Origin of the sequence: Neoroseomonas soli (assembly GCF_018129065.1) — a bacterium.
Lineage (GTDB): Bacteria > Pseudomonadota > Alphaproteobacteria > Acetobacterales > Acetobacteraceae > Neoroseomonas > Neoroseomonas soli.
In genome coordinates this window covers 1-16,013 of sequence record NZ_JAAEDM010000041.1, presented here as the reverse complement: position 1 = coordinate 16,013, position 16,013 = coordinate 1, and the positions used below count along the sequence as shown (strand labels likewise).

18 protein-coding genes are annotated in these 16,013 nt (G+C 70.1%); 9 read left to right on the top strand and 9 right to left on the bottom strand.

Annotation, left to right across the window (positions count from 1 at the left end; translation table 11 throughout):
* Positions 1-12 precede the first annotated feature (12 nt).
* Genes GXW76_RS14885 through GXW76_RS14870 form a run of 4 tightly spaced genes read left to right on the top strand, consistent with a single transcriptional unit; the run spans position 13 to position 3,717 of the window.
* Complete coding sequence (locus GXW76_RS14885) at positions 13-930, top strand: ABC transporter permease (protein WP_211862875.1); 918 nt, start codon at positions 13-15, stop codon at positions 928-930.
* Between the two features lie 11 nt (positions 931-941).
* On the top strand, positions 942-1,793 hold the full coding sequence (locus GXW76_RS14880) for an ABC transporter permease (RefSeq protein ID WP_211862874.1): 852 nt from the start codon (positions 942-944) through the stop codon (positions 1,791-1,793).
* The gene (locus GXW76_RS14875; protein ID WP_211862873.1) at positions 1,790-2,767 is read left to right on the top strand and encodes an ABC transporter ATP-binding protein; all 978 of its coding nucleotides are present in this window, start codon (positions 1,790-1,792) and stop codon (positions 2,765-2,767) included. The genes GXW76_RS14880 and GXW76_RS14875 overlap by 4 nt, the downstream gene beginning before the upstream one ends.
* Positions 2,764-3,717: an ABC transporter ATP-binding protein gene (locus GXW76_RS14870; RefSeq protein WP_246514353.1), complete on the top strand. Its 954-nt coding sequence runs from the start codon at positions 2,764-2,766 to the stop codon at positions 3,715-3,717. The genes GXW76_RS14875 and GXW76_RS14870 overlap by 4 nt, the downstream gene beginning before the upstream one ends.
* Before the next feature lie 4 nt (positions 3,718-3,721).
* Here the strand turns inward: GXW76_RS14870 and GXW76_RS14865 are convergent, their stop codons facing one another.
* From GXW76_RS14865 to GXW76_RS14835, 7 genes are all read right to left on the bottom strand, one after another.
* Positions 3,722-5,269: an ABC transporter substrate-binding protein gene (locus tag GXW76_RS14865; protein WP_211862872.1), complete on the bottom strand. Its 1,548-nt coding sequence runs from the start codon at positions 5,267-5,269 to the stop codon at positions 3,722-3,724.
* A gap of 311 nt (positions 5,270-5,580) precedes the next feature.
* Positions 5,581-6,120 carry a hypothetical protein gene (locus GXW76_RS14860; RefSeq protein WP_211862871.1) on the bottom strand — a complete coding sequence of 180 codons (540 nt, stop codon included), beginning with the start codon at positions 6,118-6,120 and terminating at the stop codon, positions 5,581-5,583.
* On the bottom strand, positions 6,117-7,142 hold the full coding sequence (locus GXW76_RS14855) for an SAM-dependent methyltransferase (RefSeq protein WP_211862870.1): 1,026 nt from the start codon (positions 7,140-7,142) through the stop codon (positions 6,117-6,119). Before GXW76_RS14855 ends, GXW76_RS14860 begins: the two co-directional genes overlap by 4 nt.
* Positions 7,139-7,906: a DUF1295 domain-containing protein gene (locus GXW76_RS14850; RefSeq protein ID WP_211862869.1), complete on the bottom strand. Its 768-nt coding sequence runs from the start codon at positions 7,904-7,906 to the stop codon at positions 7,139-7,141. Before GXW76_RS14850 ends, GXW76_RS14855 begins: the two co-directional genes overlap by 4 nt.
* Positions 7,903-8,739 carry an alpha/beta hydrolase gene (locus tag GXW76_RS14845; protein WP_211862868.1) on the bottom strand — a complete coding sequence of 279 codons (837 nt, stop codon included), beginning with the start codon at positions 8,737-8,739 and terminating at the stop codon, positions 7,903-7,905. Before GXW76_RS14845 ends, GXW76_RS14850 begins: the two co-directional genes overlap by 4 nt.
* Positions 8,740-8,756: 17 nt before the next feature.
* Entirely contained in the window at positions 8,757-9,374 is a 618-nt protein-coding gene (locus GXW76_RS14840) for a ChrR family anti-sigma-E factor (RefSeq protein WP_211862867.1), read from the bottom strand.
* A complete protein-coding gene (locus GXW76_RS14835) occupies positions 9,371-9,928 on the bottom strand; it encodes a sigma-70 family RNA polymerase sigma factor (protein WP_211862866.1) in 558 nt (185 codons plus the stop codon). The genes GXW76_RS14840 and GXW76_RS14835 overlap by 4 nt, the downstream gene beginning before the upstream one ends.
* Before the next feature lie 187 nt (positions 9,929-10,115).
* On the opposite strand from GXW76_RS14835, the gene GXW76_RS14830 reads away from it, so the two are divergent.
* Genes GXW76_RS14830 through GXW76_RS14810 form a run of 5 tightly spaced genes read left to right on the top strand, consistent with a single transcriptional unit; the run spans position 10,116 to position 14,485 of the window.
* Positions 10,116-11,435, top strand: coding sequence for an NAD(P)/FAD-dependent oxidoreductase (locus GXW76_RS14830; protein WP_211862865.1), 1,320 nt, complete (start codon positions 10,116-10,118; stop codon positions 11,433-11,435).
* Positions 11,432-12,214, top strand: coding sequence for a DUF1365 domain-containing protein (locus GXW76_RS14825; RefSeq protein WP_211862864.1), 783 nt, complete (start codon positions 11,432-11,434; stop codon positions 12,212-12,214). The genes GXW76_RS14830 and GXW76_RS14825 overlap by 4 nt, the downstream gene beginning before the upstream one ends.
* Complete coding sequence (locus GXW76_RS14820) at positions 12,211-13,446, top strand: SAM-dependent methyltransferase (protein WP_211862863.1); 1,236 nt, start codon at positions 12,211-12,213, stop codon at positions 13,444-13,446. The genes GXW76_RS14825 and GXW76_RS14820 overlap by 4 nt, the downstream gene beginning before the upstream one ends.
* Positions 13,443-14,084, top strand: a complete 642-nt coding sequence (locus GXW76_RS14815) for a DUF6134 family protein (protein ID WP_211862862.1) — start codon at positions 13,443-13,445, stop codon at positions 14,082-14,084. The genes GXW76_RS14820 and GXW76_RS14815 overlap by 4 nt, the downstream gene beginning before the upstream one ends.
* On the top strand, positions 14,084-14,485 hold the full coding sequence (locus GXW76_RS14810) for a DUF2177 family protein (RefSeq protein WP_211862861.1): 402 nt from the start codon (positions 14,084-14,086) through the stop codon (positions 14,483-14,485). The genes GXW76_RS14815 and GXW76_RS14810 overlap by 1 nt, the downstream gene beginning before the upstream one ends.
* Before the next feature lie 125 nt (positions 14,486-14,610).
* Here the strand turns inward: GXW76_RS14810 and GXW76_RS14805 are convergent, their stop codons facing one another.
* The gene (locus GXW76_RS14805) at positions 14,611-15,597 is read right to left on the bottom strand and encodes a Bug family tripartite tricarboxylate transporter substrate binding protein (protein ID WP_211862860.1); all 987 of its coding nucleotides are present in this window, start codon (positions 15,595-15,597) and stop codon (positions 14,611-14,613) included.
* Positions 15,598-15,668: 71 nt separating this feature from the next.
* The coding region (locus GXW76_RS14800) for a (2Fe-2S)-binding protein (protein WP_211862859.1) at positions 15,669-16,013 on the bottom strand (345 nt) is incomplete at its 5' end.

Below are 16,013 nucleotides of genomic sequence, written 5' to 3'. Positions count from 1 at the left end.
CTTCCAACCGGGATGCTTCGTTTCTTTGTCCGGCGGTTCGCGGTTGCCGTGCTCGTCGCGCTGACGGTGCTGACGCTCGCCTTCATGCTGACGCGGCTGTCAGGGGATCTCGCGATCTCCATCGCCGGTCCCAATGCAACGGCTGCCGACGTCGAGCAGATCCGGCAGGTCTATGGGCTGAACCGGCCGCTCTACGTACAGTACCTCGACTGGCTCGGCCGCGCGCTGCAGGGCGATTTCGGGGAATCCTACTTCTTCCGCGACCGGGTGGCGAAGCTGATCGCCGGCCGCATGCCGGTGACGGTCACGCTCGGCCTGGTCGGGCTATCGATTGCGCTGGTGGTCTCGCTGCCGCTCGGCATCCTCGCCGCGGTGAAGGAAGGGACCTGGGTGGACCGGCTGGTCGGCGTCTTCGCCATGATCGGCCAGGCCATGCCCTCCTTCTGGCTCGGCCTGCTGCTGATGATCGTCTTCGGGCTGCAGCTTGCCTGGCTGCCGATCTCGGGGGTCGAGAGCTGGGATGGGTTCATCCTGCCCGGCGTGGTGCTGGCGTTCTCGGCCATTCCGTCCCTGACGCGGCTGACGCGCAGCGGCATGATCGAGGCGCTGGCGTCCGACTACATCCGCACAGCCCGGGCCAAGGGGCTGACGCGCCTCTCGATCCTGGTGAAGCACGGCTTCCGCAACGCGGCGATCCCGGTGGTCTCCATCGCGGCGGTGCAACTCGGCTTCATGCTCGGTGGCTCAATCGTCATCGAGACGGTCTTCGCCCTGCATGGCGTCGGCTATCTCGCCTGGGAGAGCATCAGCAAGAACGACTTCCCGGTGGTGCAGGCGGTCGTGCTGGTGCTGGCGCTGATCTACATCGGGCTGACGCTGCTGGCGGACTTGCTGAACGCCGTGCTCGACCCGCGGCTGCGCACCGGATGAGCGGCGTAGCGATGCCCGCCGGGCGCGGTGCCCGGCTGCTGCGCAGCCCCGGCTTCGCGGTCGGCGCTGCCATCGTCGGCTTCGCCGCGATTGTTGCCCTACTGGCGCCGTGGATCGTTCCCTACGATCCTTTCGCGATCGACCTCGACCGGCGCCTCGTCCCGCCTTCCTTCATGGAGGGGGGCGATCCGCGGAACTTCCTCGGCACCGACCAACTCGGCCGCGACTACTTCTCCCGCCTGATCTACGGAACGCGGATCTCCATGGTGATCGGCGTGCTGACCGTGATCACCTCGGGGCTGATCGGCATCACGCTCGGCATCCTCGGTGGCTTCTACGGCGGCAAAGTGGATGACGCAGTGGTCTTCGCCATCACCACGCGCCTGTCCATTCCCGCTGTCCTGGTGGCGCTGGCGGTCGCAGCACTGCGCGGCAGTTCTTTCATGCTGGTGGTGCTCGTGCTCGGCCTGCTGCTGTGGGACCGTTTCGCGGTGGTGGCGCGATCCACCACCATGCAGATCCGCAACCTCGATTACGTTGCAGCCGCTTGGTGCGCCGGCGTCTCCCGATGGTGGGTGCTGACGCGGGAGGTGTTACCCAACATCGCGACGCATCTCGCCGTGGTCGCGACGCTGGAAATGGCGCTCGCGATCCTGCTGGAGGCGGCGCTGTCCTTCCTCGGCCTCGGCGTGCCGCCGCCGCTGCCCTCCTGGGGGCTGATGATCAGCGAGGCGAAGGAATACATGTTCTTCAGCCCCTGGGTGATCATCGTCCCCGGCGCGGCGCTGTTCGTGCTGGTGATGGGCGTGAACCTGCTGGGTGACGCGCTGCGCGACATGATGGGCACGGACCTGTCGCGATGATCGAGTTGCTCGAGATCCGAGACCTGCGCGTCACCATCGGCAGCACCGCGGCGGTGCGCGGCGCCTCGCTCGCCGTGACCAAGGGCGAGACGCATTGCCTGGTGGGCGAGAGCGGATGCGGCAAATCCATCACCGCGCTGTCCGTCATGGGCCTGCTGCCGCGGGGCGCGCGACGGGAGACGACGGCCCTGCGCTTCGCCGGAGAGGAGATCGGCCGCTACGGCGAACGCGAGATGGAACGCCTGCGCGGCGACCGCATGGCGATGATCTTCCAGGAGCCGATGACGAGCCTGAACCCCGCCTACACCGTGGGATCCCAGATGACCGAGGTGCTGCGCCGGCACCGCGGCACGTCGCGCGCGCAGGCGGTGGACCGCGCGGCGGAACTGCTCGCGCGCGTCGGCATCACCGCACCGGGGCTGCGCCTGGGGCAGTATCCGCATCAGTTGTCCGGCGGACTGCGCCAGCGCGTCATGATCGCCATGGCGCTGATGTGCGACCCCGAGCTGCTGATCGCCGACGAGCCGACCACGGCGCTCGACGTGACGGTGCAGGCGCAGATCCTGCGGCTGCTGGCGGGGCTGCAGAAGGATCTCGGCCTCGGCATCCTGCTGATCACCCACGATCTCGGCGTCGTCGCGCGCGTCGCCGACCGCGTCTCGGTGATGTATGCGGGGGAGGTGGTCGAGAGCGCGCCGACCGCGGCTCTCTTCGCCGCGCCCAAGCATCCCTATACCCGCGGCCTGCTCTCCTGCGTGCCGGTGCCGGGCAAGGTGAAGCGGGACGAACCGCTCGGCAGCATTCCTGGCGTGGTGCCGCGCATCCAGCCGGGCTTCACCGGCTGCGGTTTCCGCGACCGTTGCGCCTGGGCCAACGCTGCCTGCGCCGGCAGCATCCCGCGGCGCGGCGCCGGCGAGGGGCACGAGGTCCTCTGCACGCTGCCGCCGGACTGGAGCAGGGAGGCGGCGGCTTGAGCGAGGCGGCCGCCATCGAGGTCCGCGGCCTGCGCCGAGAGTTCCGCGTGCGGCAGGGCATGTTCGCGGCACCGAGGCACGTCGTGGCGGTGGACGACGTGTCCTTCTCCGTCCCGGCCGGCAGCGTACTCGGCGTGGTGGGGGAAAGCGGCTGCGGCAAGTCCACCCTGGCGCGGCTGATTCTCGGGCTGCTGGAGCCTACGGCCGGCGAGGTGCTGGTGGACGGCCGGCGCCTGGGCGGCATGGACCGCCGGGCACGGGCGCGGCTGATCCAGCCGGTATTCCAGGATCCCTTCGCCTCGTTGAACCCGAAGCGGCGTATCCGCGACATCGTCGCCATGCCGCTGATCGCGCAGGGCGCGATTGGGCGGGAGGAGATCGGCCGCCGCGTCGCCGAGGCGCTCGATCGTGTCGGCCTGTCGCAGGACCAGGGGGCGCGCTTCCCGGCGCAGCTTTCGGGCGGGCAGCGGCAGCGGGTCGCGATCGCGCGCGCGCTGGTGCTGCGCCCGCGCATCGTGGTCTGCGACGAGCCGACCTCGGCGCTCGATGTCAGCGTGCAGGCGCAGATCCTGAACCTTCTGGCGGAACTGCGGCGGGAGCTCGGCCTGACCTACCTGTTCATCAGCCACAACCTCGCGGTGGTCGAGCACATCGCCAGCGAGGTGGCGGTGATGTATCTCGGCCGCATCGTGGAGCGGGGGGAGTCGGCACGGCTATTCGCTGCGCCGCGGCATCCTTATACGCGCGCGCTGCTCGCCTCGGTGCTGACGCCGGAACCGGGGCTCGGCGTTCCCGATGTGGGGCTCGGCGACACCATGCCGGACCCGGCGAACATCCCGCCGGGTTGCCGCTTTCATCCGCGTTGCCCGGTGGCGGTGCCGCGCTGTGCCGCCGAGACGCCGAGGCCCGCGACGGATGAAGCGGGCCTCGTGGAATGCCACCTGGCCTGACGCGCTACTTCCACTTCGCCAGGTAGAAGCGCGGCAGCTCGTCCGGGAAGGTCGGGAATTCGAGCTGCTTCTGAAAGCCGAAGGCGCTGACATAGGTGTGGAGCGGCAGCCAATAGGCCTGCTCGGTCGCCCGGCGGATGGCAGCGTCATAGGCGCGCTTGCGCACCTCCTCGTCGGCCGTGCTGCCGCCTTCCTCGATGAGGCGGATCATCTCCGGGTCGCGCGCGTAGTCATTGGCGCCGCCCGCGAAGTAGTTGGGCATGATCGCCGAGACGTCGTTGATCGAATAGGAGCCCCAGGACCCCATCTCCATCGCGAGTTCCCCGCGCATGGACCGCTGGATCTGCGCGGCCACCTGCATGAGGTTGAGGTTGGCACGGATGCCGACGGCGCGCAGGTAGTTCTGCACCGCTTCCGACCACTGCCGCGGCTGGACGTAGGAGGTGAGTTCGATGTCGAAGCCGTTGGCGAAGCCGGCCTCTGCCAGCAGGGCGCGCGCCTTGGCCGGGTCGTAGTCGTAGCGCACGGCGGCTTCGGTGTTGCAGCCGAACTGGGAGGGGAAGCACGGCGCATCCGGCACGCGGGACCCGCCGCCGACCAGGCGCTCGGCGATCGCCTTGCGGTCGATCGCGTGCCAGACGGCCTGGCGCACCTTCAGGTTCGTCATCGGGTTGCCGGCGCCGCTGCGCCCCGCGGCATCGAGGTTGAGGAACCCGACCCGCATCGATTCCTGCCGTGTCGCCTGCAGGTAGGGCATGCGGTTCACGTTGGCGATCTGGTCAGGATTCATGTTCCAGATCCAGTCCACACGCTGGCCGAGCAACTCGGTCAGTTCCGTCGCCGCATCGCCGATGTAGCGTGCGGTCAGCTTCTGGATCGCGGGGCGCCCTTTCGGTCCGCTCTGGTAGTAGTCGTCGAAGCGCTCGTATTCGACGCCGGTGGCGACATCGACCTTGGTGAAGCGGTACGGCCCGGTGCCGATCGGGGCGCGCGAGAAGCCCTCGGGTCCGACGCGCTCGCGATACGCCTTCGGCCAGATCGGCATGACGAGTGCGAGGTACTCGAGTGCGGCCGGTGTCGGCCGCTTCATGTGCAGGCGCACGCTGTTCGCGCCGGTCTTTTCCGCGCCCTGGATCCAGGCATAGTTCGACGGCGTGGCGACCCGCGTGTTCGGGTCGGCGACGGTGTTGATCGTATAGACGACGTCGTCCGGCCCGAAGACGCTGCCGTCGTGGAACTTCACCCCCTGGCGCAGCGTGAAGTCGAGCGTCTTGCTGTCCGCCCAGCGCCATTCGGTGGCGAGCGCGGGGACGATGCGGAATGTCTCCGGGTCGCGGTGCACCAGCCCGTCCCATGCCTGGTGGCCGATGATCAGCCCGGTACGCTGGCTGTTGAAGTAGGGATCGACATTCGGCACCGCGTCGCGGAAGGCGATGCGGAGCGTGTTGGCGCTGCGTTGGGCCTGTGCCGGTCGAACGAAGATCCCAGGGGCTGCCAGCCCGCCTGCCGCCGCCGCGACGCCCTGGCCGAGTGCGCGTCGTCCAATGGTCATTTCCCTGCCCCTCCCTTGTTATGAGGAAAGCCTAGGGACCGAGATGCCCCGCCGGCAAGCTTGTGTTGCGCCGACCCGCTTGCCGGCGCTCATGTAATAGGAATCTGAGCCTCGGGGTCGGGATCGCAGGGGCCAGGCCGGCAGGGCCCGTGCCGGTGCCCATGCTGCACCTGCACGGGATCGACAGCGGGATGCGGAAGCGAAGTCCCTGGGGCTAGGTGTTTAGTCCGGTGCAGAGCTATGCCTAACCGACATGAGGTGTCGGCCACGCCCTGCGATGCGCGACATGTGCCATCATGCGTGTGCGAGACTCAAGCGGCCCGCATTTCGCGGGCGATGGTGATGGCGGCGAAGGCCATCAGCGCGCCGACACTTGTGACGTTGAGCGATTCGAGCAGCGATTGCGAGGTGACGGCAAGACCGGCCAGCGGGACGACCGGCATGTGAAGCACGGCCTGCTGCGCCACCAACCCGGCGCCGAGCAGCATAAGCATCAGCCATGGTTCCCGCCAGCATAGCAGCGCCAGCGCGAGGCAGGGATAGGCGAAGGCACCGACGCCCGTTGCGGGCCCGAGCAGCGCAGCGGCCCAGACCGTGTTGAGCAGCCCCGCGATCGGCAGTGCCGCGCGCGCCGCTGTCACGCGGCGCCGCGACAGCCACGGGATCGCCAGGAAGGCCGGGCTCATGGCCATGGTCGCGAGCGCGTACGGGCCGGCCTCCGGCACCAGGAACCAGACATAGGCCGGGTAGAAGGGACCATTCAGTCCCACCAGCAGCGCGATTGTGTTCGCGATGCGCGTCGACGGATCGGCATGCGCGCCATAGGCGCGCAGCGCCGCAAGGGCCCTCACAGCGGTCGCAGCCGGTAATGACTGACGCCCCATTCCCGCCCGCCATTCGCGCCGAACAGCCCAGCGGTGGCGAGGAAGAAGAGCCTCCAGCGACGCCGCCACAACTGCCAGTCGGCGCCGTAGGTGGCGCGCAGCAAGGGTTCGATTGCCTCGGCATGCGCGTCGAAGCGCTCGATCCAGTGCAGTGCGGTGCGCTTGTAATGCGTGCCGGACCAGCGCCAGTCGGCCTCGAGAGCGAAGGACCCGGCGACGTGGCGGATCAGATTGTGGCTCGGCATGATGCCGCCGGTGAAGAAGTGCTGCGCGATCCAGTCCGCCTTGTCGGTATGGTCAAAGCGGTACGGCGTCGCCTGGTGACTGAAGACGTGCAGGAAGAGCCGCCCGTCCGGGCGCAGCCAGCGTTGGATGTTGGCCAGAAGCTGCGGCCAGTTCGACATATGCTCGAACATCTCCACCGAGACGATCCGATCGAAGCATCGGCCGGTGGCGAACCGGTTCATGTCGGCAGTGATGACCTCGACGTTGAGCAAGCCGCGGCGCGCGGCCTGCACCTCGATGTGCTCGCGTTGCGGGTGGGAATTGGAGACGGCGGTGATGCGCGCCGCCGGGAAACGTTCCGCCATCCACAGCGTGAACGACCCCCAGCCGCAACCGAGTTCGAGGATGTCCTGCCCGTCGGCGAGGTCGGCATGACCCGCCGTCTCTTCGAGCGCGAACTCCTCCGCCTGCGCCAGTGTCGTGCCCGGTTCGGGGTAGAGGCCGCAGGAATACTTGAGGCGGGGCCCCAGCACCTTCTCGAAGAAGCCTGGCGGGACCTCGTAGTGCTGCGCATTCGCATCGACCGGGAACAGCGCGATCGGGTGGCTGCGCATGGCCTCGGCAAAGGCGCGCTCGGTGCCCTCGGGCATGCTGCGCAGGCGGCGCGCGGTGCGCCCGACCAGCGCAGCGATGCCCGCGCGCATCACACTGTCGGGCAGCGGCATGCGTTCGGCAGCGCTGACGGCGGCGGCGACGAGGCTCATCGGGTCGATCCCTTCGGCAATGGCAGGAACGCGTCCACTCGCTGCTGGTAGGCGCGATAGGCGTCGCCGCGGCTGCGCAGCATCTGCGCCTCGAGCGGCGGGATGCCGGAGACATGGACCAGCAGCCAGTACATGAAGGCGGGACCGATCAGCGCCAGCGCAGCCCACGGCGTGCCGATGGCGAGGATCGGATATGCCCACCAATGCAGCCACTCGAACACGTAGTTCGGATGGCGCGACACGGCCCAGAGCCCGCTGTCGCAGACGCGGCCGTGGTTGCGCGGATCGGAGCGGAAGGCCTGCAACTGGCGGTCTGCGACGCCTTCGCCGAAGAAGGCAACGACCGCGACGGTGACCGCCACCGCATCAATCCAGCCAAGCGCGCGCGGCGCGGCGGCTGCGATCAGCACCGGCACCAGCAGCAGCGCCGCAGCGGCGGACTGGATCTGCAGGAAGCCGAACATGCGCCGCTCGAAGGCGTCGCCCCATTCCTGCCGAAAATGGGCGTAGCGGGAATCCTCAGGTGCGCCGCAGCTGCGCCCGGCGATGTGGGTGCCGAGACGGATCGCCCAGATCGCGATCAGCGCCGCCACCAGGAAGCGCCGCGGCCCCGCGCCGCCCAGCAGCGCGACACCGATGCCGGCCGTGCCCAACCCGAAGGTCCAGAATGCATCCACCCAGCCCGCATTGCGCAGCCGGCGCTGCACCACCCAGGCGGCGGTCATGACAGCGCAAAGGAAGAGCGTCGCGGGGAGCAGGATCATGCCGTCGCGTCCTCGACGAAGCGCAGCACGTCCTGCCGCACGGGCGCGAGGAAGCGCAACGCAGGGGCGAAGGCGCCGAGGATCTCGCGATGCCCGATGCCGGCATAGGTCACGGCGCGCACGTCGTTGCCGGATGCACGCAACCGCGCCGCCAGCCGCGCCGTGTTGCGCGGCAGCACCGTGGAGTCCTGGTCGCCCGTCGCGAGCAGCATGGGCGGCGCGCCGGGACGGACATGGTTGATCGGCTGGGAAGCAGGCCATGCGCTCTCCTCCCCGAAGATCGCGCGCAGCGTCGGATCCCGGAGCGGCAGAAAATCGTATGGCCCGGCCAGGCCGACCACGCCGCGCAGCGCACGGACCGGACGCAGTCCCTCGTCGGCCAGATACTCGCCGTCGAGCGCGAGCAGCGTCGCCATCTGAGCACCGGCCGAATGGCCCATCAGCACGACGCGGCCGGCATCGCCGCCATGCGCCGCGGCATTGCGGCGCGCCCAGGCGAGCGCCCGCGCGGCGTCCTGCATGAAGGCAGGGAAGCGCACCTCCGGCCAGACCCGGTAGTCCGGCACCATGCAGACCACGCCGGCCGAGGCGAGCGAGGCACCGAGGAAGCGGTACATGCCGCGCTCCCCGCTCTCCCACGAGCCACCGTAGAGGAACAGTACCACCGGTGCGCCTTCCGCACCCTCGGGCGCATAGACGTCAATGCCGTGCCGGGCACCGTCGGCATAGGGGAGGCCGGTGGTCTCGCGCACGCCCTCGCGCGGCGCGAGCGCGTTCAGCAACGCGACGGGCGAACATGCCGCGAGAGCGAGCGCACCGAGTGCGGCAAGCATCGGCCGGCGCTCCACTCTCAGATGCCGAACATGGGCTGCACCAGCCGCGCCAGCCAGGAATGGCCGCGCAGCCGGCCCGTGGTCGCGATCAGGCAGATGCATTCGCGCCCGGTGTCGAGCGCCACCGGCTGGTGGTCGAGATCCTCGTCGCCCTCGGCCACGTCGCCGGCATGGTATTCGCCGGTCTCGTCGCCGAAGGCGCCCTGCAGCACGCAGGTGATTTCTGATCCCGTGTGCCCATGGCCAGGGAGGGCGACGCCGGGCGCGACGCGGATCAGGTCGAGCCGCGCATCGTCCCGGTCGCGCCGGATCAGCGGCATCAGGCGGATGCCGGGGCCGAGGCACCACCAGCGGCCGGTAGCGAAGTCCTGGACCGTGGTGGGGATGCGTGCGGGGGCGGGGCTGCGCTCGGGCTCGCCGAGGTGCGCGAGGGTCCGCTCCAGCGCGTCGCCAGCCATGGCCGCAGGTGGCGCATGCTCGAGCAGCGCACCGCCGAGGGCGGTGGCGAGGCGGATCGTCTCGCGGCATTCGCCGCAGACTGCGAGATGCGTTCGAATGACGATGCTGTGCGGCACAGGCAGCGTGCCGGCGACATAGGCCAGCAGGGTCGCCTCGGACGGGTGGCGGCGGTTCATCGGATGTCGTCCAGCAGGGTCCGCAGGCGCGTCATGGCAAGGCGCAGGCGGGATTTCACGGTCCCGAGAGGGATGCCGAGCGCGCGCTCGATCTCCGCATGGGGACGGTCGTCGTAGAAGGAGAGGCGGACCACCTCCGCCTGCTCGGCCGGCAGGCGAGCCAGGGCCGCGCGCACCCGCTCAGTGTGTTGGGCAGACTGGATCACTGCGTCGGCAGGGGGTGGCGGCGTGCGCTCCTCCGCCGTCAATTCGAGCCGCGGGGCCAGGCGATCGCGGCGCACCGCGTCAATGCGAAGGTTGCGCGCGATCGTGAAGATCCATGCGGCGGCCGCGCCGCTCGCCGGGTCGAACTGCTCGGCCCGGCGCCAGACGGTCAGCATCGTCTCCTGCGCGAGTTCCTCGGCCTGCGCGTTCGGAAGGCCGAGACGCAGGAGGTATCCTTTCACGCGCGGCGCGAAATGGCCGAACAGCGCCGCGAAGGCCTCGCGGTCGCCGCGCGTGGCAATCGCGGCGAGCAACGCGCCGCCATCGACGGGTGGCGGGCCGTCGGTCATGGTCCCCTCGCGTGCTGTGACGCGGCGGGCCCCGCGCGGCCGACGGCCATGATCCAGGAGCAGGTCAAACATCACCCCCATAACGAACCGTGGCGCGGATCGGATCACTTCCGCCGGCGAGTGATCCAGCCGGGCGCCGCCTTCGTTTCCAGCACGAATTCCAGAGGCGCGGGAACCGGGACTTTCAATGACGAGCCATCATCGCAAACGGGTCGCCGTGATCGGCACCGGGATCTCCGGGCTTTCGGCGGCCTGGCTGCTCTCCCGTGCCCACGACGTCACGGTCTATGAGCGGTCGAGCCGCCTCGGCGGCCACAGCCGCACGGTGGAGGCCGGCATCTTCCGCACTCCCGTGGACATGGGTTTCATCGTCTACAACGAGGCCACCTATCCCAATCTGGTCGCGCTGCTCCGACATCTCGGCGTTGAGACGCGGGCCTCCGACATGTCCTTCGCCGTCTCCATCGACGACGGGCGACTGGAATATGCCGGAACCGACCTGCGCGGGCTGCTGGCGCAGCCGGGCAACGTCCTGCGCCCGCGCTTCTGGTCCATGATGCGGGATCTGTTTCGCTTCTATCGCCAGGCGCCGCGCGATGCGGCGGCGCTGGAGCGCGACCTCGTCAGCCTCGATGCCTATCTGGAGGGGGAAGGCTATGGGCCGGGCTTCGTGCAGGACCACCTGCTGCCGATGGCCGCGGCGATCTGGTCCACGCCGGCGGCCGAGGTCGGCGCCTATCCCGCCACCGCCTTCATCCGCTTCTGCGAGAACCACGGGCTGCTGAAGCTCCGCGATCGCCCGATCTGGCGCACGGTGGCGGGCGGCAGCCGCGCCTATGTGAACCGCATCTCCGAGCCTTTCGCCCATGCCGTGCGCCTCGGTTGCGGCGTCGCGGCGATCCGGCGGGAGGACGATTTCGTCCTGCTGCGCGACACCCGGGGCAGCGCGGAGCGTTACGACGAGGTGGTGGTCGCCACCCACGCCCCGCAGGCGCTGGCGATGCTGGAGGACCCATCCGATAGCGAGCGCGCGCTGCTCGGCGCCATGCGCACGGCGCAGAACCGCGTGGTGCTGCACAGCGACCCGCGCTTCATGCCGCGGCGGCGTGCGGCCTGGGCGAGTTGGAACTACATCGGCCGCGCCGACGGCGCGCTCTGCGTCACCTATTGGATGGACAGGCTGCAATCGCTGCCGGAACGGGCCGGGCCGCATTTCGTCACCCTCAACCCGACGCAGGAGCCCACGCATATCCTGCACGAGGAATCCTTCGCCCATCCCCAGTTCGACGCCACGGCGATCCGCGCGCAGCGCGCATTGTGGACGCTGCAGGGCACGCGACGCACCTGGTATTGCGGCGCTTGGTTCGGCGCCGGCTTCCACGAGGACGGGTTGCAGGCCGGCCTCGCCGTCGCCGAGCAGCTCGGCGGTGTGCGGCGCCCCTGGCAGGTGCCGCCCGGCACGTCCCGGATCCATGCAGCGCCAGTGGCGGCGGCGCTCCCGGCATGACGGAATCGGCGCTCTACCTCGGCGCGGTGGTGCATGCGCGCGTGCGGCCGGTGCGGCACCGGCTCCGCTACCGCATGCTGAACATGCTGCTCGACCTCGACGAACTGCCGGAGCTTGGCCGCCGGCTGGCGCTGTTCGGGCACAACAGGCGGGCTCTGTTCTCCTTCCGCGACGCCGACCATGGCGATGGCAGCGGCGCGCCGCTGCGCGGCCAGGTCGAGGCCCTGTTGCGCCGCGCCGGCCTCGATCCCGCCAGCGGGCGCATCCGCGTTCTGTGCATGCCGCGCGTGCTCGGCATGGTGTTCAACCCGCTCACCGTCTACTTCTGTCACCGCGCCGACGGCGCGCTGCAGGCGATGCTCTACGAAGTGAACAACACCTTCGGGCAACGCCATTCCTATCTGATTCCCGTAACCGGCGAGGTGCGCGGCGTGCTGCGGCAGCGCTGCGAGAAGCGCTTCTATGTCTCGCCCTTCATGGACATGGGCCTGACCTACGCTTTCCGCGTCACGCTGCCGGAGGAATCGCTCACCCTCGGCGTCGATGCACATGACGCTGCGGGCCCGCTGCTCTTTGCCGCCTTCACGGGGCGTCGCCGGCCGCTGACCGATGCGTGGCTGATCGCCGCCTTCCTCGCCCATCCGCTGCTCGCCGGCCGCGTGCTCGGCGGCATCCACTGGGAAGCGCTGAAGCTGTGGCGGAAGGGCCTGTGCCTGCGCCCGCGGCCAGCACCGCCGGCCGAGGCGGTAACCATTTCCAGCCAGGGACACGGCACATGAGTCAGGCCTTGCGCCTCCCGCGCACCGCACTGCCCATCGCGAGCCTCGCCGGACTGCGCGCAGCGCCGCTCCGGCGCGTCATGGCTGGCCTCACGCGCGGCGGCCTCGATGTGACGACGCCGGACGGGCTGCATGTGCTTCATCGCGCTCCGCTGCCTGGCCCGGAGGCGAGCATCGTGCTGCACCGCTGGCGCGCGCTGCGGCGGCTCGCCTTCGGCGGCGACATCGCTTTCGCCGAGGCCTATGGCGACGGCGACTGGTCGAGCCCCGACCTGGCCTCGGTGATCGAGCTCGCCGCCGTGAACGGCCCGGCCCTCGACCGCCGGATCGGTGGCACGATGCTGTCGCGCATCGCCAACCGCATCGCGCATCTGCGCCGCGCCAACACGCGGTACGGAAGCTCGCGCAACATCGTGGCGCATTACGACCTGGGCAACGACTTCTTCGGCGCCTGGCTCGATCCGGGCATGTCCTACTCCTCCGGCATCTACCGGACGGCCGGCGTGACGCTCGACGAAGCCCAGGCCGCCAAGCAGGACCGCGCGATCGAATTGCTCGACCTGCGTGGGGGCGAGAGCGTGCTCGAGATCGGCATCGGCTGGGGTGGGCTCGCCCAGCGCATCCTCGCCGCGCATGACGGGCGGCTGACCGGCATCACGCTCTCGCCCTCGCAACTCGCCTGGGCGCAGGACCGGATGGCGCAGGCGGGCCTCGCATCGTGCGCGGAACTCCGCTTGCAGGACTACCGCGACGTCGCCGGGACCTTCGACCGCATCGTCTCCATCGAGATGTTGGAAGCGGTGGGCGAGGCCTATTGGCCGACCTATTTTCGCACCCTGCGCGAACGTCTCGCGCCCGGCGGCGTCGCCGTGCTGCAGGTCATCACCATCGCCGAGGAGCGGTACGCCGCCTATCGCCGGGGCGCGGACTTCATCCAGCGCCACATCTTCCCCGGCGGCATGCTGCCGACGCCGCGCATCGTGCGGGAAATGGCGGCCTCCGCCGGCCTTCGGCTCGACCACGAGGAGACCTTCGGCGCGAGCTACGCGCGCACGCTCGCCGACTGGCACCGCCGCTTCGTCCAGGCGCTGCCCGAGGTGGCACGCTGCGGCCTTGACGAGCGGTTCCAGCGCCTATGGCGCTACTACCTCGCCTATTGCGAGGGCGGCTTTCGCGCCGGCGCCATCGATGTCGGCTTCTACCGGTTGCGGCGAGAGGAGGACGGGCGATGATCGGCCGGCGGCTCCTGCTCGCGGGCATGGCGGCGCTGCCCGCGTCCGGCGCCCTCGCGGCACTGCCTTTCCCGCCCGCCCGCCGGCTCGGCTTCCGCGTCGTGCGCAACGGCAGCGGCATCGGCCAGCATGTCCTCACCTTCGAGCCCGACGGGTCGCGCCTGACGGTGCGCATCTCTGTCGATCTCGCTGTCGGCTTCGGGCCGATCACGCTCTACCGCTACCGCCATCGCGCGGTCGAACGGTGGGACGATGGCAGCGTCGTCTCCTTCGAGGCCGAAACCAACGACGACGGCAGCCGCAGCACCATCACGATGCGGCGCCAGGGCGATGCTCTGGCGGTCGATAGCAGCCGCGCCGGGCGCTACGTCGCACCGCCCGGCGCCTTGCCCGCGACGCACTGGAACCGACAGATGCTCGACGGCCCCTTCATCAACACGCAGACCGGCGAGGTGCTGCGCCCCGCCGTGCGTCGCGAGGGCCCCGAGCCGCTGCCCTGGGCGCCGCAGCGGCTCGGCGATCGCTTCGTGCTAAGCGGCGCTGTCGACCTCGAGACCTGGTACGATGCTTCCCGCGCCTGGCTCGGGCTGCGCTTCCGCGGCAGCGACGGCTCGGCCATCCACTACGAGGTCGCCTGATGCCGCGGCTGCTGCGCACCTACCTGCTGAGCGGCCTGGTCATGCTGGCGATCGACGCCGTCTGGCTGACGCTGACGGCCGAGGCGCTCTACCGGCCTCGGATCGGCCACCTGATGCGCGAGGACGGGTTCCTGCTGGCGCCGGCCATCGCCTTCTACCTGCTCTACCTGCTCGGCATCCTGGTACTGGCACAATGGCCTGCGCGGTGCTGGCAGGGCGCTCTATGGCGCGGCGCGGTGTTCGGGCTGTGTGCCTACGGCACCTACGACCTCACCAACCAGGCGACGCTGCGGGACTGGCCGGTCATGGTGACGCTCGTCGACCTCGCCTGGGGCACGATGCTGACGGCAACGGTCGCGGCTGTGGGCTTTGCAATTGGGCGCATGCGCGGCGACGGCTGAAGGATTAGCGCCGCTGATGATGGTCGGCCCGCTATGCCGATCGAAGAACGCGACGAGGCCTTGGCCCGCCACCGTCACTTCCGCCGCGCCGAAGGAAGCGGCTCACTCCTTCGGCGCGGAAAGCGTCAATCGATGCGGATGTTGCCGGCACGGATCACCCGGCCCCAGGCCTCGATCTCGCGATCGAGGAAGGCTGTGAACTGCGCGGGCGTCAGGTCCAGCGCCAGGCCGCCCTGGCCGCTGACGCGTTCCCGCTCGGCCGGCGTGGCGGCGAGGCGCCGGATCTCCGCGTTCAGCCGTTCGACGACCGGCCCCGGCGTGCCGACCGGCGCGATGACGGCGGACCAGGTGCTCGTCTCATAGCCCGCGGCCCCCTGCTCGGCGATGGTCGCCACATCCGGGAAGCTCGGCAGCCGCTGCGCCGAACTCACGCCGAGCGCCCGCAGCGCGCCCTGACGGACCAGGGGCGAGGAAGAGGTGCTGCTGTCAAACAGCACATGGCAGTTCCCCGCGATGGTGTCGGTCAGCGCCGGCGCGCTGCCGCGATGGGGGATGTGCTCCATCTCGATGTTGAAGGCGCGCAGGAAGATTTCCGCCGAAAGATGCGACGGCGAGGCGACACCGATCGAGCAGTAGTTCACCCCTCCCCGGTTCTGCCGCGCCCAGGTGACGAAATCCTGCAGGCTGCGCGCCTGCGAGGCGGGCGGCACCACCATGAAGAGCGGCGTGACATAGGGCAGCGCCACATGCGCGAAGGAGCGCACGGGATGATAGGGCGGGCTCGCCATCATCTGCGGCAGGATCGTCATCGGCCCGCTCGCGGTCATCCCCAGCGTGTAGCCATCGGGCGCCGCGCGCGCGACGACCTCGGTGCCGATCACGCCCGACCCGCCGCTGCGGTTCTCCACCGCCACGGGTTGCCCGAGCACCGTCTGCAGATGCGCGGCCACGATGCGCGCCAAGGTGTCCGTGCCGCCGCCCGGCGGGAAAGGCACGATCATGCGGATCGGCCGGTCCGGCCAGGCGCCCTGCGCAGCGGCACCGGGCGCCGCGCCGATGCCGGCGGCCAGGGCCATGACGGCGGCGAGCGCCCCCTTCGTGATGCGGTTCATCCTGCGTTCTCTCCTTGTCCGTGCAGCGCCCGTGACTTGGCCGCGATCCCTTCCGCCCGGTTGCCCCGGGGTCAGCGCCGTTCGACGGCCTTCATGTCCGCCTCGGTCTTCCGCAGCGCGGCGAACTCGCCGAGCGTGATCGGTTTGGCCGGCGTGCGGAGGCGCATGTAGCCCACCTCGCGCGGATGCACGCCGCGCTCCTGCGCGATGGTCTCGGTGATGGTCGGCCCGCACATCCGCCCCTGGCACGGCCCCATGCCGCAGCGGAGGAAGGCCTTGAGCTGGTTCGGCCCGGTCGCGCCCATGCGGGCGGCCTCGCGCACGGCGGCGCCGGTCGCCTCCTCGCAGCGGCAGGCGATGGCGTCGGGCGGGGCGGCGCGGAACTGCGGCGCCGGGCGGTAGAGCGCATCGAGGAA

Coding starts and splice junctions, on each gene's coding strand:
- GXW76_RS14825 (WP_211862864.1), top strand. CDS start 11,432: ATGACGGAATCGGCGCTCTACCTCGGCGCGGTGGTGCATGCGCGCGTG.
- GXW76_RS14810 (WP_211862861.1), top strand. CDS start 14,084: ATGCCGCGGCTGCTGCGCACCTACCTGCTGAGCGGCCTGGTCATGCTG.
- GXW76_RS14820 (WP_211862863.1), top strand. CDS start 12,211: ATGAGTCAGGCCTTGCGCCTCCCGCGCACCGCACTGCCCATCGCGAGC.
- GXW76_RS14865 (WP_211862872.1), bottom strand. CDS start 5,269: ATGACCATTGGACGACGCGCACTCGGCCAGGGCGTCGCGGCGGCGGCA.
- GXW76_RS14805 (WP_211862860.1), bottom strand. CDS start 15,597: ATGAACCGCATCACGAAGGGGGCGCTCGCCGCCGTCATGGCCCTGGCC.
- GXW76_RS14855 (WP_211862870.1), bottom strand. CDS start 7,142: ATGAGCCTCGTCGCCGCCGCCGTCAGCGCTGCCGAACGCATGCCGCTG.
- GXW76_RS14880 (WP_211862874.1), top strand. CDS start 942: ATGCCCGCCGGGCGCGGTGCCCGGCTGCTGCGCAGCCCCGGCTTCGCG.
- GXW76_RS14845 (WP_211862868.1), bottom strand. CDS start 8,739: ATGCTTGCCGCACTCGGTGCGCTCGCTCTCGCGGCATGTTCGCCCGTC.
- GXW76_RS14885 (WP_211862875.1), top strand. CDS start 13: ATGCTTCGTTTCTTTGTCCGGCGGTTCGCGGTTGCCGTGCTCGTCGCG.
- GXW76_RS14850 (WP_211862869.1), bottom strand. CDS start 7,906: ATGATCCTGCTCCCCGCGACGCTCTTCCTTTGCGCTGTCATGACCGCC.
- GXW76_RS14840 (WP_211862867.1), bottom strand. CDS start 9,374: ATGAACCGCCGCCACCCGTCCGAGGCGACCCTGCTGGCCTATGTCGCC.
- GXW76_RS14875 (WP_211862873.1), top strand. CDS start 1,790: ATGATCGAGTTGCTCGAGATCCGAGACCTGCGCGTCACCATCGGCAGC.
- GXW76_RS14830 (WP_211862865.1), top strand. CDS start 10,116: ATGACGAGCCATCATCGCAAACGGGTCGCCGTGATCGGCACCGGGATC.
- GXW76_RS14835 (WP_211862866.1), bottom strand. CDS start 9,928: ATGACCGACGGCCCGCCACCCGTCGATGGCGGCGCGTTGCTCGCCGCG.
- GXW76_RS14815 (WP_211862862.1), top strand. CDS start 13,443: ATGATCGGCCGGCGGCTCCTGCTCGCGGGCATGGCGGCGCTGCCCGCG.